The following is a 21,657-nucleotide window of genomic DNA, read 5'->3' on the forward strand; positions in this document are numbered from 1 at the left end:
TTATTGGAAGCGCTTACTATATTGAGGGGAGAGATTGAGTATGATGCAAACACCTCTGCTTTTGACACAAATGATTGAACGAGCTGAAAAGTATTTTCCTAAGAAAGAAATCGTTTCCCGTACAGAGTCCGGCATAACCCGCTTTACATACAAACAGTGGGCTGAACGGACGAGAAGACTCGCAAGTTCCTTGTCAAAACTAGGAATCGAAGAAGGGGATAAAGTAGGGACGCTTGCCTGGAATCATCACCGTCACCTTGAAGCGTACTTTGCCATTCCGTGCAGCGGAGCTGTCCTACATACGATCAACATCCGCTTATCGCCACAGCACATCTCTTACATCATCAACCATGCCGGGGATCAAGTATTGCTCATAGACCCTGATGTCGTTCCACTCATTGAAAAAATCAAAGACCAGATCCCGACAGTCAAAGCATTCATTGTCATGACCGATGGGGATTTGCCCGAGACGACTCTGGAGCCCGTATATCATTATGAACGATTATTGGATGAGGGGGACCCGACTTTCCCATTCCGTACAGACATTGATGAGAATTCTCCTGCAGGAATGTGTTACACCTCAGCTACGACCGGTAATCCTAAAGGAGTCATTTATTCTCATAGAGGGATTGTGTTGCACGCAATGGCTCTTGGCCTCGCTGATACGACGGGAGTCAGTGAAAGAGATGTTGCCCTGCCTGTGGTACCGATGTTCCATGTGAATGCATGGGGAATGCCTTTTGCATCGGTGTGGTTCGGCACGAAGCAGGTTCTTCCCGGACCATATTTCACCCCGGGACTTCTTGCAGAGCTCATGCAGGATGAAAAAGTGACCATTTCAGCAGGCGTTCCAACGATTTGGCTTGGGCTTCTTAATGAATTGGAAAAGAATGAATACGATCTTTCCAGTCTCCGCTCGATTTTATGTGGGGGATCAGCTGCGCCTAAAGGCATGATTCGAACATTTGAAGAGAAGTTCGGCATTCCGTTCATGCATGCATATGGAATGACCGAGACAAGCCCGCTTGCTGTCATTGCTTCTTCCAAAAGCTATCATGATAATCTTTCAGCTGAAGATAAGCTCGAACTGAAAGCAAAGCAGGGAATCCTTGTACCGGGGTTGGATATGAAAATCGTCGGCAAAGACGGTGAGGTAGCCTGGGATGGTGTCGAAATGGGGGAACTGGCATTAAGAGGACCGTGGATTGCCTCGGAATATTATGAAGATGAGAGAACAAAGGATGCATTCCGGGATGGCTGGCTGTACACGGGAGATGTCGTTACCATTGATGAAGAGGGATACATTAAGATTGTGGATCGGACAAAGGACCTCATCAAATCTGGTGGGGAATGGATTTCTTCTGTGGATCTAGAGAATGCCCTCATGGCCCATGAGCATATTTTTGAAGCTGCTGTCGTTGCGGTGCCGCACGAAGAATGGCAGGAACGGCCGGTTGCCTGTGTTGTCCTAAAGGAATCCGGAAAAGGAATGGTGACAAAGGAAGACGTCATGGATTTCCTGAAACCGCAGTTTGCGAAATGGTGGCTGCCGGATGAGATTCTGTTCCTTGAAGAAATTCCAAAGACGTCAGTGGGGAAATTTTTAAAGAGAGCTCTCCGGGATCAGGTTCAAGATCAAATAAAGCAAATTTGAGTATTCGGGGGGAGGTCGGCTGAATGCCGGTCTCTCTTTTGAATTATTGCACTTTTCTAAAAAAACATTCCTGTAATGAGAGACATGCGCTATGATAATAGAAAGGGGAGGGATTATTTTGACAGTGTCAAATCAATATGAAACAGTAAAATTACATAAAGAGGGGAAAGTGGCGAGGCTATTATTGAATCGGCCTCAGTCCCTGAATGCATTGGACGCTCGTCTTATGGAAGAGCTGCTGGCAGCCCTTAAAGAGGTGAAGAGTGATCCATCGATTTCTTTGTTGATCCTGACGGGGGAAGGAAAGGGGTTTTCTTCCGGGGGAGATATTAAGTCCATGCTCCAATTAAGTGGCGAGGAGCAGTTCTCAGGAATTATGGATACAATTAGTGAACTGGTGATGACTTTATACTCAATGCCGAAAGTGGTCCTGACAGGCATCCACGGAGCGGCTGCGGGGCTTGGACTGAGTCTCGCACTGGCTTCGGATTATATTCTGTGTGAAGAAGACAGCAAGCTTGCCATGAACTTTATCGGAATTGCCTTGATCCCTGATGGGGGCAGTCATTTCCTTCTGGAAGAGCGCCTGGGAGCACATAAAGCAAAACGGTTGATATGGAACGGCAAAGTATTTGAAGGGCAGGAAGCCTTGATGAAAGGCCTTGTCGATGAAGCCATTCCTTCAGGTAAATTGGAGGAAGGGATAGCGCGATATACCAAACAGGTATTAAGTGCGCCGACGAAAGCCATGTTGAAAACGAAAGAAGTGTATGTAGCCCTGAACAAAGAAAGGTTGCAGCATGCACTGGATCTGGAGAAGGAAGGTCAGTGGCTCATGCGCCAAACATCCGATCATAAAGAAGGCATTCAAGCTTTCGTGGAAAAAAGAAGACCCCAATTCAAGGGTGAATGAAATACATGTGAACCTGCCTGAATGGTAGGTTCCTTTTTTCGTAATACACAATAAAAAAATGCATCACAGACAAAAACGCCTGTAATGCAAAAAAGATCTTATACGTGAAACAATAACAGTTTCCCGAGGGGGGATGTGCAGCGATGTGTGTGCTCGCTGTATCCTTTTTCCTCGAGCATCGATTCGCCCATTTTCTTTGCGTCGCTGTCAGATGAAGCTTCGAATGATTCATCCAGTATTTTTTTTCCGTCACTCTCAAATACTGTCAATTTGTATACTTTCATTGTTAATACCCCTTTGTATTAAAATAATGTACTACTATATTTTTTCATACTATCTTTTTTTTGGGAAGTCTAAATTGTTTGATAATGAAAAAGGGTGGAAAATGAAACCTTTTCTAGATGAAATCGTAGAGTACTAGAGAAAAGGATGACGCAACAGGAGGGAGAAGCGAAACATGAGTTTAAAAATACAACAGGTAACCAAAAGGTTTGGGAATTTTACAGCGGTAGATGAGCTGTCACTTGAGATCCCCCCGAGTGAGATGTTTGGATTCCTCGGAGCGAATGGCGCCGGGAAAACGACGACCTTTCGAATGGTGTTGGGATTGTTGGATGCAACAGAAGGCAGGATTACGTGGAACGGGAAAGGGATTGATTATTCCACCAGTCCTGAAATCGGATATCTACCGGAAGAAAGAGGACTCTACCCTAAGATGAAGGTGAGCGATCAAATCGTCTATCTGGCACGTCTTCGGGGAATGGAGAAAAGAGAGATCCTGAAGGAGTTAACCATTTGGCTGGAGCGGTTCAATGTTCCTCAGTACCTTAACAAGAAAGTCGAGGAGCTGTCCAAAGGAAATCAGCAGAAAATACAATTCATCGCCTCGGTCATCCACAAGCCGAAACTCTTAATACTGGACGAACCATTCAGCGGTCTTGATCCGGTGAATGTTGAGTTATTGAAGAACGCCGTCAGGGAGATCAAGAAAAGCGGGACAACGATCGTATTTTCAAGTCATCGGATGGAGCATGTGGAGGAACTTTGTGAGAGTCTGTGTATCATGCATAAAGGACGTCCGGTTGTGCATGGTGGTCTGAAGGAAATTAAACGTTCCTTTGGAAAGAAGAATGTAGTGATCCATGCAGATTTTGATCTGACGTATCTAAAAGACCTCCATGGCGTGACGAAGCTTAAAGAAACAACCGAAGGTGTCCTTCTGCAGGTGGAATCGGAGACAGCAGCACAAGGAGTTTTCCACGATGTCGTACAAAAAGGTTTCCTGCGTAAATTCGAATTAGAGGAACCGTCCTTGAATGATATTTTTATAGAAAAGGTGGGAACCTCTTATGAATAATTTCTTCTTGATCCTGGGTCACTCGTATATGTCAAAACTTAAGGCTAAATCCTTTATCATTTCAACGGTCATCATTGCCGCAGCCCTTGTACTGCTGGCCAATTTCGACAGTGTGATCTCAAGCTTCACCGATGATGAAGGAAGCAAGATAGCGGTTCAGGACGAAACGGGTAAGCTATATGACCCACTCGTTCAGCAGTTGGAGACAATGGATAGTGAGATTCAGTTAGTACCTTCCTCTGGGTCAACGGAAGAATTGGAGAAGAAGATTGAGTCAGAAGAGCTGAAAGGTTTACTGTTATTAAGCGAAAATGGGGACGGACTGCCGAAAGCTCTGTACAAATCCAATTCATTATCGGAGTCTGCAGTAACGGGAGAATTGCAGATCGCCTTGCAGAATATTAAATCCGCCCAAGCCGCAAGTAAGCTGGAACTTTCAGGTGAAGAGCTCTCGCTGTTAAGCGGCCCGGTTGAATTCGAGAAAGAAGCCCTCGTTGAAGGTGCCAAATCGGAGGAAGAATTGAGTCAGGCAAGAGGCATTGTTTATGTGCTATTATTCTTCATTTATTTCTCTGTCATAGCTTATGCCAATATGACGGCTATGGAAGTCGCGACGGAGAAAAGTTCAAGGGTCATGGAAATCCTCATTTCAAGTGTGTCACCAGTGAAACAAATGTTTGCGAAAATCATCGGGATCGGTCTGGCAGGTTTGACTCAATTGGGAGTTATCCTTGGTGTAGGCTACTTTACCCTGATCCGCAAGAAGGATGAACTGGTAGGAGGATTCTTTGATGGATTTGGATTTGAATCCTTATCAGTAAGTGTCATCATTTATGCCGTTGTCTTCTTTTTGCTGGGGTACTTCCTGTATGCAACCCTTGCAGCCTTATTGGGATCACTTGTGAGCCGAATCGAAGATGTCCAGCAGATGATCATGCCGATGACTTTCCTGATCATGATCGGATTCTTCATTTCGATGTTTGGCCTCGGGAATCCGGAATCAGGCTTTGTCACGGTAACGTCTTATATCCCCTTCTTCACACCGATGGTCATGTTCCTCCGGGTCGGTATGTTGAATCTGCCGTTGTATGAACCAATCATCGGGATTGTGCTCCTTCTTTTGACCATCGTCCTGTTGGGTGTTTTCGGTGCACGCGTTTATCGAGGTGGGGTCCTTCTGTACGGTAAATCCAATTCGTATAAAGATATTAAGAAAGCGATCGATCTTACATCGAAGAAATAAGATAAGAGGCTGGGACAAAAGGGTTTCAGATAAAGAAAAATCCGAACGAGTGATTTGATGAAAATCTAACTCGTTCGGATTTTTAATGTTTATAATCTTTGTATTAAGCAGGTTCTAGCTTTTGATTGGAGTGCAAGACGAAGACTCCTGCGGGAAAAGCGGAATAGGTGAGACCCCGCAGGAGCGACAGCGACGAGGAGGCTCGCCTTCCGCCCGAGGAAAGCGAAGTCTTGCACGGAAATCAACAGCGGTGTAACACGTAATCTCATTGTTCGTCTTTAGAGTGTATAGATTTAGTTATGTCCCAGCCTCTTTTTCTTTAAAAAGCTAAATTATGAATACATACTGAAATGTTCACCGGTTTTAGGATATAATGGAGGAATATAAGAACGTATATTCGTAGTGCAGGGAGGGAGCTTCATGGGGAGTATCCGATTTTTTCATGTAGCAGATTTACATTTAGACAGTCCGTTTATGGGACTGAAACATTTACCCAAAGAAGTGTTTGAACGAATACATAATAGCACCTTTGCTTCTTTTGAAAAAGTAGTGAAAGAAGCAATTGAAAGGCAAATCGACTTTATGATCATCAGCGGGGATTTGTTTGATGAAGAAGACAGGAGCATAAGGGCTCAGGCAAAATTATTGAAACAATTTCATCTGCTGGATTCAAATGATATTCCTGTTTATGTCGTGCACGGGAACCATGATCACCTGGGAAGCCATCGCTTAGAGCTTGATATGCCGGATAATATACATATATTTCACGAAAATACAGAAGTGAAACAGTTCATCACCAAGAATGGTGAAACAGTGGATATAGTAGGCTTCAGCTATGGGTCAAGGCATATTAGAGAAAGAAGAATCGGGGAATACCCCAAAGCGGTTGCCGGGCGTTACACGATAGGAGTCCTTCATGGAAGTGAAGGGAGCATCGATTCGTCTCATGAGACGTACGCCCCTTTTACGATAGGTGAACTGGTGGAGAAGAACTACCATTACTGGGCACTTGGGCATATTCATGAACGGCGTATCTTACATGAAGAACCTTTTATCGTCTATCCCGGAAACATTCAGGGAAGGCACCGCAAGGAAAAGGGTGATAAAGGCTGTTATGAAGTCGTATTGGATGGGCATCATACAGAGCTGTCGTTTATAGCTACCCACGACTTGTTATGGGAAACATGTACTGTCTCCCTACAAGGTATCAAGCGGTTTGGTGAGGTGTTTCAGCGGATTCAACAGGCAATGGAATCTCTTAGTGGTGAAAGTTTAATTGAAATCGTTGTTACAGATGAAGATTCACTGCCCTGGGAGATGAGGAACAGGATCGAGAATGGCGAGCTTCTTGAGGCGATTCAGTCCGATTTTGAAAGCCATGGGGTATTGAGATGGGTTCACTCCATTCGCCTGTCTTCTCGTACATCGGGTCTCAGGGAACAGGATCCATTTATACAGGAAGTGATCTTAACCCTTGAAAGCATGGAAGGAGAAGAATGGAAGGAAGCCATGGCAGAACTGTATGAGCATCCGTCCATCTATCGCTTTCTGTCCCCCTTGGAAGAAGATGAAAAGAGTTCCTTAAAACGGGAAGCGAAGCACTTACTGAGCGGTGGTGATCGAAATTGAAATTGATAGAACTTCATATTTACGGATATGGAAAAATAGTAAACAAGCATTATTCGCTAAGCGATCTTCAATTATTCTACGGAGAAAACGAAGCAGGAAAATCGACAATCATGTCATTCATTCACAGCATTCTATTCGGTTTTCCAACGAAACAGCAAACCTTATTGAGATACGTTCCGAAATCATCGACAGAGTATGGCGGGAAAATCCTATGTCAAATCGAGGGTCAGGGAATGGTAAGCATCGAGCGTATCAAAGGGAAGGCTTCTGGTGACGTTACCGTCCAATTTGAAGACGGGAGAATGGAAGGAGAAGAATCCCTCCAACATTTGCTCGGTAAAATGGACCGGACCACCTATCAAAACATATTTTCCTTCAACTTGGATGGCCTTCAAAACATCCAGCGCCTCAAAAAGGAAGAACTGAACCGGTATCTCTTCACAGCAGGCTCATCAGGGACGGATCTCCTATTGAAGCTTGCTCAGGATTGGCAGAAAGAAAGAGAGCAGCTGTTTAAGAAATCAGGCAGAAAACCAAAGATCAATCAGGCATTATCCGAATTAAAGGCGCTTGAAAAGCAGGTAAGGGAAGAAAAGGAGAAAAATGATCAGTACATGCCCCTCATAGCCAGACGCCGATCATTGGAGTCGGACATTTCCTCCATGGAAAAGGAAAAGGAGATCCTCTCTGAAAAAAGGGGGAATCTGGTTTCCGTTAGTGAAAATTGGGATACCCTTATTCAGTTCAAAGAAGTGGAAGAACGCATTTCACAGTTAGAAGGCATTGAATTCCCTGCTAAAGGTTTAGAGAGACTGAACAAGATGAAAGTGGAGGAAAGACAAACGTCCGCTTACCTTGAAACCCTTATAAAAAAACAAGCAAAACTCAAACAGAAATTAGAAGAGGAAGATCTCGATCTGAGCTTGAGAGAGGATATTCCATTTATAGAAAAAGTATTATCAGAGCAAACTTTTTACCTAAAATGGAGAGAAGAAATCAGTGAGCGAGGCAGAGAACTGAAAATGGTGCAAAGCCAAATCAAGGACACGATCAGGGAATTGGGACTGCATATCGAGATGGAAGAAATCCCTGCACTGAATACAAGCCTTATGATGTCTGAGAACATCCATCAAGCATTGGAGCGCCAATCGAAACTCCTTCATGAGCGTGAGAGTTTGTATAAACTTCAAGACGATGAAGCAGAAGAGCTTCAAGCTATCGAAAAAAAATGCGAACTTCTGGAAAACCAGTTGATGGAAGAAGACGAATTTCAAGAGTTACAACGGAAGGTCAAAGCAGACTCTGGAAAGCAATCCACATGGGAACAGATGAAGTGGATGAACATGCAAGTCAAAGAGTCAGAAGAAAATTATCGTAGAAAAAAAGCTTCTTTCTCTTATCAGATGCTAATAAGCGGTGGATTACTTCTGATTTTATTAGGACTGGGTGCGTGGGGGATCTTGTCGGGGAGTTGGATTGTGACAGGGATGAGCTTACTGTTTCTGATTGCAGTAGGAGTAACAGGCTTACAGTCACGGAGGAACCTCCACAATGAATCCCTCACCATCAATAAACTTAAGGCTAAGGCAAAAGAGCTCCAACCGGAAGGAGAGACGGAGTATGTATCTCATGAGTTGGCGGAACAAAGCTTCAAAGAACAAATGGAATACCGAAACGAATGGAAACAGCGCATCCTTTCATTAGAAGAGCAGGAAAGGAAAATGCAGAAAGTGCATGAGAGGAAGGAAGAGAATGAGAAGGCAATCGCCCTGGGAGAAGAAAGGCTGACTCACCTGAAAAGGGAGTTATGCCTGCCTGCGGATTTCCATTGGAAGTGGCTCCGTGATGCTTTTGCGAAAATGAAAGAATTAGTCTCCAACTATGAAACGTTTATCCATTTATCTGAAGAAGAGGCTTATACTGCAAGGAAGTTGGATGAATACAAAGAAGAGTGCCGGAAATGGTTCCACCGCCGCTCACTCCCGTTCACAACAATGGACGAAGCCTTGATTCAAATGGAAAGAATCATACAGGATTTAGAGAAACGTCAGCTCGTAACTGAAAATATTGCCGCGGAATTAGAACCTTTGTCCTTGGAAATCGACAAGCTTACTAATGAAGTCAGAAAGATTCAAGATGACATTCTGGTCCTTATCAAGGAAGCAGGCTGTACCGGTGAAGTGGAATTCCGGGAGATGGCCCTCCGGGTAGAGGAACTCACCGAGCTCTGTTCTCAATATAAGGGGCTGAAAACAAGATTGCCCCAGAGGACCCTCGACTCGTTCATGGAGTTTGAATCAATGGAAGAAAGCAGGAAGGAATTGACCAGAGTCGTACAATCCATTGAAAGTCTCTCGAGCAACCTGTCTGCAAGTCAAAAAGAGCTTGCCTCCCTTTCATATGAAATCAAAACATTAGAGGAAGGAAAGAGCTTTTCTGCTATCCTTCAAGAATTCCAAAGCAAAAAAGCCGAGCTTCAGGAACTTGCCCTTGAATGGTCCAAATATACATTGGCTGGGGCCTCCTTAAAGAAAACCATGGACCTGTATCAGAAAACCAAAATGCCAAAAGTCATGCAGCTTGCAGAAGAAAACTTCAAAGAAATGACGGAAGGGCACTATCACCGTGTTTTCTTATTGGAAGATGAAATGGTCAAAGTTGAGAGGAAGGATGGGATCGTCTTTCATGCAGTCGAGCTCAGTCAGGGAACGAAAGAGCAGCTATTCATATCGATCCGCTTCGCTCTTATTCAAACAATGGGTGACAAATATTCTTTGCCTGTTCTGATTGATGATGGAGTAGTCAACTTTGATCTGAACAGAACACAGGCATTTCTTAGACTCCTGAGAAAAGTGGCAACGGACCACCAGGTGTTATTTTTCACCTGCCACCCTCATATTAAACAGTCGTTCCTTGAGGATGAGGTGATCAAATTAGAGCGTACCGAATCCATCAGGACTACATGAATCAAATGGATTTCCATTAGCATTAGTATCCTTTATTGGTTACAATATACAAGGAGTTTGTTTTGGGCATCCAATCCGTTATAACCATACATCTGAGTGTTGAGAGAAATGAGTGCCAGAAAGAAGGAATACATCAATGACAAAATCAAAAGGGTGGAAACGGAATCGAGGTCCACTTGCGTTACTTAGTTTTAACCTTTTCATCGTTATGGTTGGAATCGGCCTCGTCATTCCGATCCTGCCATTCTACGTAGAAAAATTCAATGCCGATGCCCAGACCCTCGGAGCTTTGGTGGCTGTATTTGCTTTTATGCAGTTCCTATTTGCACCAGTTTGGGGTCGTTTATCCGACCGGATCGGACGGAAACCTTTAATTACCATCGGCCTGATCGGCTTTGCCATCGCTGAATTCATTTTCGCTTTTGCCGTGGGATTATGGATGCTCTTTCTATCAAGGATCCTGGCCGGGGTCTTTGGTTCAGCATTAATGCCGACTGCCATGGCCTATGTGTCCGATGTCACGGATGAAGATAATCGTGGCCGGGGAATGGGTATACTTGGAGCCGCCATGGGGCTCGGTATCGTTATAGGACCAGGAATCGGAGGATGGCTGGCAGAGATCAATCTCTCTTATCCATTCATCTTTGCTGGTGTGGCGGCATCGATAGCAGCCATCGTTTCGGTCATCATTTTACCGGAATCCTATCCGAAGGAAAAAAGGACATATGATCCGGATGAGAAACGGGAAAATCGATTCGTTGTCATGAAGAATGCCGTGATGAGTCCGGTTGGCTTCCTATTGATCCTCGTGTTCATCATGAGCTTCGGACTTGCCAACTTTCAATCGATCTTCAGCTACTATGCATTGGAGCGGTACGGGTATGGGCCACAGCAGGTCGGGATCATCATACTAATAATCGGTATCATAGGTACCCTCGTCCAGGGAGTCGGCGTGGGGAGGGCGACAAAACGGTTCGGAGAAGAAAAAGTAGTGACCTGGTCATTACTTTTGAGTGCAGTAGGGTTTATCATCATGAACTTTGCCACTGATTTTACCGGTGTCCTCTTAACGACGGCGGTCTTCTTTATCGGAAACTCCATGCTCCGGCCTTCTCTGAATTCCCTGATTTCTAAGTTGGCCGGAAAAAGGCAGGGTACCGTGATGGGGCTGAATAACTCGTTTCTCAGTTTAGGGAACGTAGCTGGCCCATTGCTTGCAGGCACATTATTTGAATGGGATATCCATATCCCTTACTACTTTGGTGCATTCATCATGCTGGTTGGCCTTCTAGCCACCAAAGTCTGGATCAGTAAAAAACAAAAAAGAGAATTAGTGAACTAACATAAAGCCGCCTCATCAGTTGAGGCGGCTTTTTTGTAATCATGCGAGGGACGGACCTTTAATGGTTGGCGTCATTCTATGACTCGGCGCCGAAACCTGGGACAACCAATTTTGACATGACCACTAGCCCTTTCCACGCTTCTTACACATTAAAATATGATATACTGGAACTACTATTATAGTTGGACGGAGGAGAAGATATGACAGGAATCACACAATTCAGTGTCGGTGAGACCATCGATTTACCACTTTTAATCAAGCAAATGACAAAAGGCACGACAAATACAGGAAAGCCGTTTTTAACGTTGATCCTGCAAGATAAAAGCGGAGACATGGAAGCAAAGCTTTGGGACGCTTCCGAGCAGGATGAGAAGGCTTATCAGCCTGAAACGATCGTAAGGGTCGTTGGTGATATTCATAGTTACCGTGGAAAGAATCAGCTTAAAATCAAGCAGATCCGACCGGCTTCACCAGCGGATGGATATGCCATTTCAGACTTCCTTGAAACCGCTCCTGTGAGCATAGATGAAATGACGAGTAAGATCACACAGTATATCTTTGAAATGAGAAACCCGAATATTCAACGCATCACGAGACACCTGATTAAAAAATATCAGAAGCCTTTCCTCGAATATCCGGCAGCTACAAAGAACCATCATGAGTTCGTTTCGGGTCTTGCGTATCACGTTGTATCCATGCTTGATTTATCCAAGGCCATTGCAGGACTATATCCTTCCCTTGATTCGGATCTTCTGTATGCAGGGGTGATCCTGCATGATCTTGGGAAAGTCATTGAACTGTCAGGACCAACTTCCACAACGTACACGATTGAAGGGAATTTGATCGGACACATCTCCATCATGGTGAATGAAATAGGTAAAGCGGCAGATGAACTGGGCATTGAAGGAGAAGAGGTCATGATCCTTCAACATCTCGTCCTTAGCCATCATGGAAAGGCCGAGTGGGGAAGTCCGAAGCCGCCGCTTATCCGTGAAGCGGAGGTTCTTCACTATATCGATAATGTAGATGCGAAGATGAATATGCTCGATCGTGCACTCCAACGGGTGAAGCCTGGAGAGTACACGGAAAGAGTATTCGCACTTGATAATCGTTCATTCTATAAACCCACGTTTCATAAATAAAGATTTCAAGAATCCGGTCCTATGATCGGGTTCTTTTTTCCATCTTGCGGTCATGTTTTCTCCCTTGTCCTCATATAATGTTCATTAAAGAGGACAAACCTATAAGGAGATGAAGCAAATGACATTGCCTATTTGGATGTATCTGGTTGTAGCAGGAATTTTCGGTAGTGCCTTTATGACGATAAAATCGGCCAAGGAAGAGAAGACGCTGGAAGATGAGTGGATTGAAAAAGAGGGAGAAGTTTATATACACCGGATGGAAGAGGAAAAAGAAAAGAGACGTCAACTGACATCATAATGTCATCATTAAAAAGGACGGAAGGCTTGCGTAGCCTTCCGTCCTTTTTGATTATTCAGCTTTGTCTGTTGCAGGAGCTTCGCCTTCAGGTGCAGGTGTTTCGCCGCCTTCAGGTGCTGCTGGAGGATTCAATACCTGGTCGAATGACTTTTTCAGATCTTTATCCTTGATGTTCAGATCAGCTTTTTCAATCTCTGCTTTCATGGCTTCCTGGATTTTTTGAGGATCCACTTTGGAAAGCTTCAGTTCTTTTTCGATTTCCTTTTTCATTTCGTCAAAGGATTTCTTTTCTTTTTTATCTGTCACTTCAATGATATGGTAGCCATATTCTGTCTTGATCTGCTCGCTCACTTTGCCTTTTTCAAGAGTGTCCAGAGCTTTTGAGAATTCAGGAACAAAGTTTTGACGGCCAGCATAGTCTACCCATCCTAAACTTCCGCCATTTTCAGCAGAACCCGGATCTGTTGAGTATTCTTTGGCAAGATCTTCGAATTTTGCACCATCAGCCAGCTTCTGTTTAACCTCTTTGGCTGTTTTTTCATCTTCTACAAGGATATGGCGAACTTTAATATCCGGCTTCCATTTCTCGTAGTATTCCTTCACTTCTTTATCCGTTACTTTCACATCGGAAATAGCGGCTTTTTCTTGAAGAAGTTGAAGTTTTAAGTATTGCTTGAACGACTTCTCGTCCAGGTTATATTGTTGTAAGAACATATCGAATTGAGGCCCCAATTGATCTTTCGCTTCGTTCAGCTTTTCATCAACTTCCTCTTTTGACACATCATACTTCTCTTCAAGGACTTTTGTATAAACCAGTTCCTGAAGGGCCTGTTCCATTTGTGGAGTGAATTTTTGCTTCATTGATTTGTAAAGTTCATCTTTTGTTACGTCTCCGGCTTTGGTTGTTGCAACAACGTCACTGTTTCCATCAGCACCGTCACCGCTGCATCCTGCGAGTCCTACCACTCCGGCAGCCAGTGATACTGAAATGATCCATTTTTTCATGGTGACCAACTCCTACACTATATTCGTTTGGTGGCTTGTCAAATTTCTACAAAACATACTATAACACACTTTTTCCATGAAAAAAAATATTTTCCAAACTAATCTTCAGAAAAATGGGCATTTTACACACCCATTTCCTAGGTTCCTTCATATGATAAGAGCGAAGAGAGAAAAGGAGGTAATAAATATGAGCTGTGGATACAATTCCGGATTCGCGTTAATCGTAGTGCTGTTCATCTTATTAATCATCGTTGGTGCCGCATATATTTACTAAAAAATTTAAATTTATGACATTAGCCTAAAACAAATGGCAGCTAACTTGAATAAGATAAAGTAGCGCTTCAAAGGAGGTGGAAAGTTATGGGTAATGCATACGGCGGAGGTTTCGCGTTAATCGTAGTATTGTTCATCCTATTAATCATTGTGGGTGCAGCATGGCTATAATTTTAGCCTCAGAGTTTAACTTTACCGGATACAGACTGTAAGAGGGGGCAATACCTAACGAAAGGCTGGCCCCTTTTGCTTCATATTCATCTGTAGATGCTTTTCATACATGAAAGGAGGAAGCGCATATGTCAGGTGCTTGCGGCGGGTACGGCGGAGGTTTCGCGTTAATCGTAGTTTTATTCATTTTGTTAATCATCATTGGTGCAGCATACGTTTGCTAATTTGAATAGATAAAAAAAGCAGATCCGAATTTTTTCGGATCTGCTTTTACATTTTCGGGGCTAGCCGCCTCTGCTTTTGATTGTCCAGCTCCGGTGGCTAGCCCCTCGAGGTCATAACTGAAAAATCCCCAAAGGCAAAGAGCGCCTTCAGGGATTTCCCAGTTATGCTTGTCGGGGCTGCCCAAGCCGCCTCCGCTTTTGATTGTCCAGCTCCGGCGGCTAGCCCCTCGAGGTCATAACTGAAAAATCCCCAAAGGCAAAGAGCGCCTTCAGGGATTTCCCAGTTATGCTTGTCGGGGCTGCCCAAGCCGCCTCCGCTTTTCTTCCTTCTATGTAAACAGAATTTCTATATACGAAGAGACCAGTAGTATGGTGATTAGGATATTGATGGTTCTAAACACCTTAGGTTGGCGCTCTTCAGGTATTTCTTTTTGTAAACATAATGCGTTTGTCATTTTATTTATATAAAATAAGATGAAAACTGCAAACACTAAAAACATGGAGATCATCCAAACCCCTCCCCGTTATCTCCTATAGACTATACATTACCAAATTATTTCCCTAAATGGTAGCAAGAGTGTTGCCTGGTTCTTGTAAATGAAGCTTTTTTCGCATATACAAGATTCACGCCGGAAGAAGCGGCCAAGTGTGAATGCGTCATAAAAAATGAGAAGGATGACTTCTTCCATCGAGAGTGCCCCTCAATGGCCATCCATCATCCTTACTGATAAATCAATATTTCATAACCGTCTTCATTTTCTTCGATCAATGCATTCTTAGGTGAGTTCATCAATTGCCTTGCATAAATAAAGTCAATGGCACAGATTCCTGAATGAAAGGCAAGGAGCATCGTAAAGTAATGCGAGTAATGTGGAAAATGAAAGCACCCATATAACAATATACTGTTTAAGACAAAGAACGGGGCCACCAGCGCGACCAGGTAACGGTATTTTGATATCGGCTGATCCACTCTAATCGACAGGATCGGCAAGAAATACATTTTACGGTTGCATTTGCATTTTATTTTCTTCACAAAGGGCAGTATTGGCACGATGTGAAAAAATTTATGCAATGGATATATGCTCATCAATCCCACGAAGAATCCAAGGAAGTGATTATCATAGAATGAACTCGGAAATAGTAAATTAATTGGTACGTATATTAATGAGAATACCATCATCATGATAATGGAAGAAAGTAAAAAGACTCGGTAAAACCCAAATTGTTTTTCCAGATTGATTGTTTTCCAGCAATGCATAAAAAAATCGCCTCCATTAGACGAATAGTGGTTAATTAAGTGCTTTACATACTTTATTACGATTGCCGGAAAAAATCAATACATTTTGGAAGGTTTTTTTCTTATTTTTTGAGGGGTATTTGAGGCGACAGGTATGTTATAGTTTTGTACAATAAGAGTATGAGAAATTTTGTGGGTGATGAATATGGACGAACTAATGAAACGACTAGAGAAACTTGAGTATCATCAAAGGTTGATGGCTGAAATGATACCTGAAAATGGATTCCCTTTTCACAGGTTAATTATCCGTAGCGGACTGTCGGAGAAGGAAGTGGGGGAGTTCTTCGTTACTTGTGATAGATTGAGCATGAAGCTTAAAAAACAAAAAGCGGAAGGATTCGTGTACAATACTCCGCTTTTTAAGGAATTTGAAGAAGGACTTCATGCAAAGCTCGATGTGCATGAAGTTGTCCAAAGCTGCCTTGTTCAAAACATTTACCCCACTTTGATGTACCAATTGAGGAAGAGCTTATAATTTAAGCCAGTTCTTCCTCATCTTCAAAAAGTTCACTGAGCTTACCATTATCATCAGAAAAATCATTTTCTATATTGTGAAAAGATTTTTCGAATATTTCCATAAAGTCATTTCCGTAAATATTCCGGACGACGGTCATCATTTCGATCATTTCAGGAAACTTTCCGTATAACTCCCGTAGAGGAGACACCCCCTGGAAGATAGAGTGACTTTCAGGCTGATAATTCTTCATTGAATCGAGGAGGATTTTCTCCCCTTTATCCGTCAGTTGAATATACGTATTCCGCTTATCATTCTCCCGTTTGGAAAACTCCAGAAGTTCCCGTTCTTCTAATTTCTTTGAGAAGTTAAAAGCTGTTGATACATGCATTACCCCGAATTTAGCCACGTCTGAAATGGAAGCTCCCTTTAAATGATACGCAATCCAGAGAATATGATGTTCGTTGATATTCAGGTCATATGGCTTGATCCACTGCTGCCAATCCTTTTCAATGGCTTTCCACAACGCTTTGCTAAGCTGGGCCATTCTTTGACTGAAGAGCATAGCCTCTTTCAAAGTAAATTCTCTTTCCTTCATCTCATTCACCCACTTTGCTAGAAAATCTTTTTTTAATATAAGCTGTTCTGAATTTGTCCCGTTGTAAGCAGTTCCAAAGGATACGCCTTAACGATTATCAAAAAAGAAAGCGCTTATATTTTATTATGCCAATAAAGTAATAATTAATAAAGGCTAAATTGACAAAATTTTTCGAAGTATATAATTTCTGGTGGGTGTATCTATCGTAAAACAGAAAGAGAAAGACGTTCGAATGCTGTAAGGACGGGATTTAAAGGGGGAATCACTATATTGAAAAAAATCATAGTTAATAAAAAAAGAATTCCCCGCAAGCCTTTCATCCAAAATGGAGTGAGGCTAAACGGGGGATACCATTATTGATTCGGAGTATTGGCTGAGTTAATGGAATTTTCCAGCTCTTCAATGGTTTTCTGGATACTTTGGATTTCTTCCTGAAGACGTTGATTATTGGGCTCAGTTGAAGCCTGCCACTGTTTGAAGGATGCCTGAAGGTCCTTGGAAAGCTGAAGGACGGTTTCTTTTCCTTCCTGGGACAATGTCCCAATGGACTCTTTCAATTCACTGATATGGACTTTCATTTCTTCGATGACTCCCGTCCAATCGTCTTTCTTGTCTTTGATTTGTGCACGGATCTCTTTACCGGATGAGGGAGATGTAAGAAGAGAAGCGACTCCTCCGACCACCCCGCCGATCAATAATCCGTATGCTAAGGATTTTTTGTTCATTATGTTTTCACCTCGTTCTTCTATTTCTATAATACTATACTTCTACAATCAGTATGTATTTTCCTTTTCCCTTTTGAAGCAGATTGAAACAAGTCGGTTCATAACCCTCCACTTGACAGCATAAAAATAAAGGTAAGGAGTGGTGAGAGGGGGAGGTTCTAAAAGAATGGACGGAATAATCTTTGGTTTCTTTGCTCTCAGTGTCGTCTTATTTTTAAGCATGGTGTATAACTTTGTCAGTATCCAAAGACCTGGTATGTATCCTCCTAAGAATATTTTGAAAAAACGCGCTACCATTATGGGCTCCGGTGGCTTGATCACCTTTCTGATAGGAATCCTGTTCTGGTTTGCGGCAGGTTAATAGAAAAAAGCCCCCCGGCCAGTGACAATGCACAAGCCGGAGGGCTTTTCTATTTCTATTAGGATAGCTGTTCGGTTGTGACAGCTTCCCGAATGGATGAACGTTTTAAGATACCGTTGATGATCGGATACACAACGAACATCGCTCCAGCATTCACAAGTGTTGCCGGAAGTACGACAGCTGCGAATAGAGCGAAGAAAGCTCCAGGCAGACCAACGATGATATATGCAGAAAGTAAGAATATACTTCCTGATACGAGTGTACCGATAGCGGTTAGAACAGAAGCGCCTACTAATGAACGGGTAATCTTCTTTGTAGCAAGGAATAATCCGTAAAAAACGAATGCCGTAACCGGCTTGTCAATCAGGTTTGGTAAGAATCCTCCAGGGAACTGTGTTGTCAGTCCTGAGATGACTCCTGTTAATAAACCTAATAGCAATACGTTTTTCTTTGCCGGAAACAGGATAATGCCTAAGAACATCATCGTCAGCATCATGTCCGGTTTCATTCCTAAGAAAATTCCCGGGATCACTGTGTGCAGGACAGCCCCGATCCCTACTAATAAGGATAGGGATACAAGTGTTTTTGTATTCATTTCTCATCTCTCCTCAACTAAACTATACTTTGTATTTTGCTTCTCCTGATGTGCACTGTTGCCATCAGCGAAAAGATAGGTACATTATAACACATAGTGAATGGGTGTCAAAGATTTAATTTTCTGAAAAAACACCCGCATCCTTCATCGATAAGGGTGCGGGCTGTCGAATTTATGATAGGTGCTGTGCGATGGAATCTGCAATCTCTTTCAAATCTTCTTGATTGTAATCGTCATTGTGGGTTTTCCAAACGGCTCCGAAGCCATCGCCATTTCCATAGCGTGGAATGAAATGCATGTGGAAATGGAAGACGGATTGTCCCGCTTCTTCACCTGCATTGCTTAACAGGTTCATTCCAACCGGATTGAATTCAGCCTTGATGCTGTTTGCGATCTTCGGTGCAACAGAAAAGAGGTGGCTTGCGATATCCGGTGTCAGTTCATATACATTTTCTTTATGTACCTTAGGAATAAGGAGAGTATGACCTTTCGTCACCTGGCTGATGTCAAGAAAAGCAAGGACGTGATCATCTTCGTAGACCTTCATTGCCGGAATTTCTCCATCGATGATTTTACAAAAAATACAATCACTCATAATCATTTCCACCTTTCAGTAATGGTGTATGTATTTTATCATTAATAGGACAATAAATGAAGAAGAGACAGGAACGATTTTCCTGCCTCTCTTCTTAGAAGGGGTAATACTGTAAAGGTTTAAATGTCAGGCTTCATTCTCTTTGATAAACACCTCATTCGCTAGTAGCTTCGAAAAGTGTACCATTCTGGGTTAGAATGAAAATTGTTCAATGCGACCATCCCCTTATCTTTTCGCTATTTAAGCAATTAAGACAATAGAATCTGTATGCCGTCTTGGACAAACACCTCATTTGCTATAAGGATGATATGTGTAAATCGCTGGTAACATGAATGACTCTGTGCAAACTGACCATCCCCTTATCTAATAAGCTAAGGTAAGCTACTAAAGTAAGTTGATTCAGTCAAAATGTGCTTTAACAAACACCTCATTTATCAATTTTTTGATCAAATGAATATGGTGAGTGTGTCATTCACTATAGAAGACGACGAATCCTTCAAGTCGCAAACAATAGTGAAATCGGTTAGCTGGTCTTTAACAACCATCCCCTTTTTCTTATTGCTGGCCCCTTCTGATATTATGTTGTGCAGAAGGCAGGATGGTTATGAATTCTAAAATATGGAAAGTTACTTTATTTAAAGGCTGTTTTCGCATAAATTCTTGTGGACAGAGGTTTGTGGGTGCTCTGCTCTGTCATATCGGAAATCAACCGCCACTCGCTACATCCAAAAGCAACAATGGTTACGAAAACAGCCTTATTAAAACATGCCTTCACCCTGAAATTTTGGTAAAATAGAAATAATACGTTGAAGAGAAAGGACGTTGCTGCTCGTGTCATTATTAGAAATCAAGAATCTTGTCGGCGGTTATACAAGGAAGCCGGTATTGAAGGATATTTCATTCTCGATACAATCGAATGAAATTGTCGGGTTGATCGGGTTGAATGGAGCGGGGAAGAGTACGACCATTAAACATATCATTGGTCTGATGGAGGCAAAGCAAGGTGAGGTCTCCATCAATGGACATACATTGAAGCGGGATGCCGACCAATACCGCAAGCAATTCTCATACATACCTGAAACACCGATTTTATATGATGAATTAACACTGGAGGAACACTTGAAGCTTGCGGCGATGGCATATGGGCTGTCAGAGTCCGAATATAAAGGAAGAATCGATAAGCTTCTAAAGGCTTTTCGGATGGAGAAGAAAATGAGCTGGTTCCCTGCCCATTTTTCAAAAGGGATGAAACAAAAGGTTATGATCATGTGCGCGTTTCTTATCGAGCCAAGACTCTACATTATCGACGAACCTTTTGTAGGTTTGGATCCACTCGGGATTCAGTCATTGCTTGACTGGATGCAGGAAATGAAAAAGAACGGGGCAGGCATCCTTATGTCGACCCACATACTCGCAACGGCAGAAAGATATTGCGATTCTTTCATCATCCTTCATGAAGGGGAAATCCGGGCAAAGGGTACGCTTCATGAGCTTCAGAGGGAGTTTGCCATGCCTGAGGCAACATTAGATGATATCTATATCCAGCTGACAAAGGAAGAAACCCATGATGAATAATGTGGAAAGCATCTGGAAGAAACGGGTTGTAGAGTATAACCAGGAGCTTCAGAAGTATTTGAAGTACATGTTCAATGACCATTTGTTATTCGTGCTGATCTTTGCTTTGGGAGGTGCGGCATTTACATATAATCAATGGGTGAAGACTCTTGATCCCACTTTTCCTGCACCTTTGATCATGGCTCTCGTACTTGGGCTCTTATTGGCTTGGAGTCCGGTATACACATTCCTCCGGGAAGCGGATGCTGTATTTCTATTGCCTTTGGAGGGACGATTAACAAGCTATTTTAACAAATGCATCTGGATTAGCTTCATGTTTCAATCATATATACAATTGCTAGTGCTGGCAGCTCTCATGCCTATGTATGTTGCGGTATCAGGCAGTAGCTTCTCAAGCTTCTTTCCATTGCTTGCCCTAATCCTGGCCATTAAGGTGTGGAACCTTTATGTTCGCTGGTTCATGCTAAAGTTTCAAGAAAAGGAAGCCCATTGGATCGATAGTCTGGTCCGCTTTTTGTTGAGCAGTACACTTGTTTTCCTTGTTTTATCAGGAGCTGTCCTATGGATGACCATCGTTGTGGCAATATTGATGCTCGTATATGCATTTTATTTTCATCAATCCACGAAGGAAAAAAATCTTAAATGGGACTTGTTGATCAATCTTGAAGAGCAGCGTATGCTGATCTTATATCGGATTGCCAATATGTTTACAGATGTACCGAAACTGAAAGGGAAGGTCCACAGAAGAAAATGGCTTGATTGGCTTGTGAAGGCTCCATTTTCGCAAGCGTCAACGTATCGCTATTTATATCTTCGGGCGCTTGTAAGAACAAGTGAATACTCAGGTCTATATATTCGATTGACCCTTATAGGAGTATTGTTGATTTATTCAAATGCATCATTCATCTTCAGTATTCTTACGGCCCTGGTGTTTCTATATTTGACGGCTTTTCAAATGATCCCTTTATTCAAACGTTTTGATTATAAGATATTGGTTCTCATTTATCCTGTATCAAGAGAATTGAAAAAAACATCCTTTCAGAAAATCATGAGTCAGTCGATGATGATTCAGGCAATTATCTTTTCTCTGCCACTCTTTATTAGAGGAGAATGGCTTCCGGGGCTGATCACACTGCTTGCCGGTTTGACCTTTTCCATCTTCTTCAGTCACTTCTACGTGGTGCAGCGGTTAAAGAAAATGGAGGAAACCCTGTTTTAGTGAAACGGCAGCAGTAAGATG

The 21,657-nt window shown here is 42.7% G+C and carries 24 protein-coding genes; 16 read left to right on the plus strand and 8 right to left on the minus strand.

Translation table 11 applies throughout. The features are described from left to right. The first annotated feature begins 40 nt into the window (after positions 1 to 40). Both SLH55_RS07990 and SLH55_RS07995 read left to right on the plus strand, forming a co-directional pair. Positions 41 to 1,654, plus strand: a complete 1,614-nt coding sequence (locus SLH55_RS07990; protein WP_320323143.1) for a long-chain fatty acid--CoA ligase — start codon at positions 41 to 43, stop codon at positions 1,652 to 1,654. A gap of 118 nt (positions 1,655 to 1,772) precedes the next feature. After that, entirely contained in the window at positions 1,773 to 2,567 is a 795-nt protein-coding gene (locus SLH55_RS07995; RefSeq protein WP_219165685.1) for an enoyl-CoA hydratase, read from the plus strand. Between the two features lie 98 nt (positions 2,568 to 2,665). Here the strand turns inward: SLH55_RS07995 and SLH55_RS08000 are convergent, their stop codons facing one another. Further along, on the minus strand, positions 2,666 to 2,851 hold the full coding sequence (locus SLH55_RS08000; RefSeq protein WP_219165684.1) for a YhzD family protein: 186 nt from the start codon (positions 2,849 to 2,851) through the stop codon (positions 2,666 to 2,668). 173 nt (positions 2,852 to 3,024) lie between these two features. Here SLH55_RS08000 and SLH55_RS08005 point away from each other — a divergent pair, with 173 nt between their 5' ends. The 7 genes from SLH55_RS08005 to SLH55_RS08035 all read left to right on the plus strand — a co-directional run bounded on the left by SLH55_RS08005 (position 3,025) and on the right by SLH55_RS08035 (position 12,544). Continuing rightward, entirely contained in the window at positions 3,025 to 3,924 is a 900-nt protein-coding gene (locus SLH55_RS08005; RefSeq protein ID WP_320323144.1) for an ABC transporter ATP-binding protein, read from the plus strand. Then, entirely contained in the window at positions 3,917 to 5,167 is a 1,251-nt protein-coding gene (locus SLH55_RS08010; RefSeq protein WP_219165682.1) for an ABC transporter permease, read from the plus strand. The genes SLH55_RS08005 and SLH55_RS08010 overlap by 8 nt, the downstream gene beginning before the upstream one ends. A gap of 420 nt (positions 5,168 to 5,587) precedes the next feature. Beyond that, positions 5,588 to 6,796 (plus strand): metallophosphoesterase family protein, encoded by a 1,209-nt coding sequence (locus SLH55_RS08015; protein ID WP_219165681.1) that lies wholly within the window; start codon positions 5,588 to 5,590, stop codon positions 6,794 to 6,796. Beyond that, positions 6,793 to 9,762: an ATP-binding protein gene (locus tag SLH55_RS08020; RefSeq protein ID WP_320323145.1), complete on the plus strand. Its 2,970-nt coding sequence runs from the start codon at positions 6,793 to 6,795 to the stop codon at positions 9,760 to 9,762. The genes SLH55_RS08015 and SLH55_RS08020 overlap by 4 nt, the downstream gene beginning before the upstream one ends. Before the next feature lie 112 nt (positions 9,763 to 9,874). Next, positions 9,875 to 11,104, plus strand: a complete 1,230-nt coding sequence (locus tag SLH55_RS08025) for an MFS transporter (RefSeq protein WP_374939746.1) — start codon at positions 9,875 to 9,877, stop codon at positions 11,102 to 11,104. 200 nt (positions 11,105 to 11,304) lie between these two features. Continuing rightward, complete coding sequence (gene yhaM, locus SLH55_RS08030) at positions 11,305 to 12,246, plus strand: 3'-5' exoribonuclease YhaM (protein WP_219165678.1); 942 nt, start codon at positions 11,305 to 11,307, stop codon at positions 12,244 to 12,246. A 118-nt stretch (positions 12,247 to 12,364) separates the two neighbouring features. Then, entirely contained in the window at positions 12,365 to 12,544 is a 180-nt protein-coding gene (locus tag SLH55_RS08035; RefSeq protein ID WP_219165677.1) for a sporulation YhaL family protein, read from the plus strand. Between the two features lie 51 nt (positions 12,545 to 12,595). Here the strand turns inward: SLH55_RS08035 and SLH55_RS08040 are convergent, their stop codons facing one another. Further along, positions 12,596 to 13,549 (minus strand): peptidylprolyl isomerase, encoded by a 954-nt coding sequence (locus tag SLH55_RS08040; protein WP_219165676.1) that lies wholly within the window; start codon positions 13,547 to 13,549, stop codon positions 12,596 to 12,598. 187 nt (positions 13,550 to 13,736) lie between these two features. On the opposite strand from SLH55_RS08040, the gene SLH55_RS08045 reads away from it, so the two are divergent. From SLH55_RS08045 to SLH55_RS08055, 3 genes are all read left to right on the plus strand, one after another. Further along, positions 13,737 to 13,823: a YjcZ family sporulation protein gene (locus SLH55_RS08045; RefSeq protein WP_034763301.1), complete on the plus strand. Its 87-nt coding sequence runs from the start codon at positions 13,737 to 13,739 to the stop codon at positions 13,821 to 13,823. An 86-nt stretch (positions 13,824 to 13,909) separates the two neighbouring features. Further along, a complete protein-coding gene (locus SLH55_RS08050) occupies positions 13,910 to 13,993 on the plus strand; it encodes a YjcZ family sporulation protein (protein ID WP_032089274.1) in 84 nt (27 codons plus the stop codon). 128 nt (positions 13,994 to 14,121) lie between these two features. Beyond that, complete coding sequence (locus tag SLH55_RS08055; RefSeq protein WP_079534381.1) at positions 14,122 to 14,217, plus strand: YjcZ family sporulation protein; 96 nt, start codon at positions 14,122 to 14,124, stop codon at positions 14,215 to 14,217. Positions 14,218 to 14,546: 329 nt separating this feature from the next. On the opposite strand, the gene SLH55_RS08060 is transcribed toward SLH55_RS08055, so the two are convergent. Together SLH55_RS08060 and SLH55_RS08065 are read right to left on the minus strand one after the other, a co-directional pair. Beyond that, entirely contained in the window at positions 14,547 to 14,726 is a 180-nt protein-coding gene (locus tag SLH55_RS08060) for a hypothetical protein (protein WP_034763303.1), read from the minus strand. 212 nt (positions 14,727 to 14,938) lie between these two features. After that, complete coding sequence (locus SLH55_RS08065; RefSeq protein WP_219165675.1) at positions 14,939 to 15,475, minus strand: DUF3267 domain-containing protein; 537 nt, start codon at positions 15,473 to 15,475, stop codon at positions 14,939 to 14,941. Positions 15,476 to 15,659: 184 nt separating this feature from the next. Here SLH55_RS08065 and SLH55_RS08070 point away from each other — a divergent pair, with 184 nt between their 5' ends. Then, positions 15,660 to 15,989, plus strand: a complete 330-nt coding sequence (locus SLH55_RS08070) for a DUF1878 family protein (protein WP_219165674.1) — start codon at positions 15,660 to 15,662, stop codon at positions 15,987 to 15,989. Between the two features lies 1 nt (position 15,990). On the opposite strand, the gene SLH55_RS08075 is transcribed toward SLH55_RS08070, so the two are convergent. Both SLH55_RS08075 and SLH55_RS08080 read right to left on the minus strand, forming a co-directional pair. Next, positions 15,991 to 16,566: an HTH-type transcriptional regulator Hpr gene (locus SLH55_RS08075; RefSeq protein WP_219165673.1), complete on the minus strand. Its 576-nt coding sequence runs from the start codon at positions 16,564 to 16,566 to the stop codon at positions 15,991 to 15,993. Between the two features lie 353 nt (positions 16,567 to 16,919). Further along, complete coding sequence (locus tag SLH55_RS08080) at positions 16,920 to 17,291, minus strand: YtxH domain-containing protein (RefSeq protein WP_219165672.1); 372 nt, start codon at positions 17,289 to 17,291, stop codon at positions 16,920 to 16,922. Between the two features lie 166 nt (positions 17,292 to 17,457). Between SLH55_RS08080 and SLH55_RS08085 the strand changes: the two genes are divergently transcribed. Then, positions 17,458 to 17,652, plus strand: coding sequence for a hypothetical protein (locus SLH55_RS08085; protein ID WP_219165671.1), 195 nt, complete (start codon positions 17,458 to 17,460; stop codon positions 17,650 to 17,652). Between the two features lie 58 nt (positions 17,653 to 17,710). Here SLH55_RS08085 and SLH55_RS08090 read toward each other — a convergent pair whose 3' ends face one another. Further along, on the minus strand, positions 17,711 to 18,247 hold the full coding sequence (locus SLH55_RS08090) for a tryptophan transporter (RefSeq protein WP_219165670.1): 537 nt from the start codon (positions 18,245 to 18,247) through the stop codon (positions 17,711 to 17,713). 172 nt (positions 18,248 to 18,419) lie between these two features. After that, positions 18,420 to 18,842 (minus strand): HIT family protein, encoded by a 423-nt coding sequence (locus SLH55_RS08095; RefSeq protein WP_219165669.1) that lies wholly within the window; start codon positions 18,840 to 18,842, stop codon positions 18,420 to 18,422. Between the two features lie 831 nt (positions 18,843 to 19,673). Between SLH55_RS08095 and SLH55_RS08100 the strand changes: the two genes are divergently transcribed. Then, positions 19,674 to 20,417 (plus strand): ABC transporter ATP-binding protein, encoded by a 744-nt coding sequence (locus SLH55_RS08100; RefSeq protein ID WP_219165668.1) that lies wholly within the window; start codon positions 19,674 to 19,676, stop codon positions 20,415 to 20,417. Further along, positions 20,407 to 21,636 (plus strand): ABC transporter permease, encoded by a 1,230-nt coding sequence (locus SLH55_RS08105; RefSeq protein WP_320323146.1) that lies wholly within the window; start codon positions 20,407 to 20,409, stop codon positions 21,634 to 21,636. Before SLH55_RS08100 ends, SLH55_RS08105 begins: the two co-directional genes overlap by 11 nt. Positions 21,637 to 21,657 lie beyond the last annotated feature (21 nt).

This window comes from Rossellomorea sp. YZS02, assembly GCF_033963925.1.
Taxonomy (GTDB): Bacteria; Bacillota; Bacilli; order Bacillales; family Bacillaceae_B; genus Rossellomorea.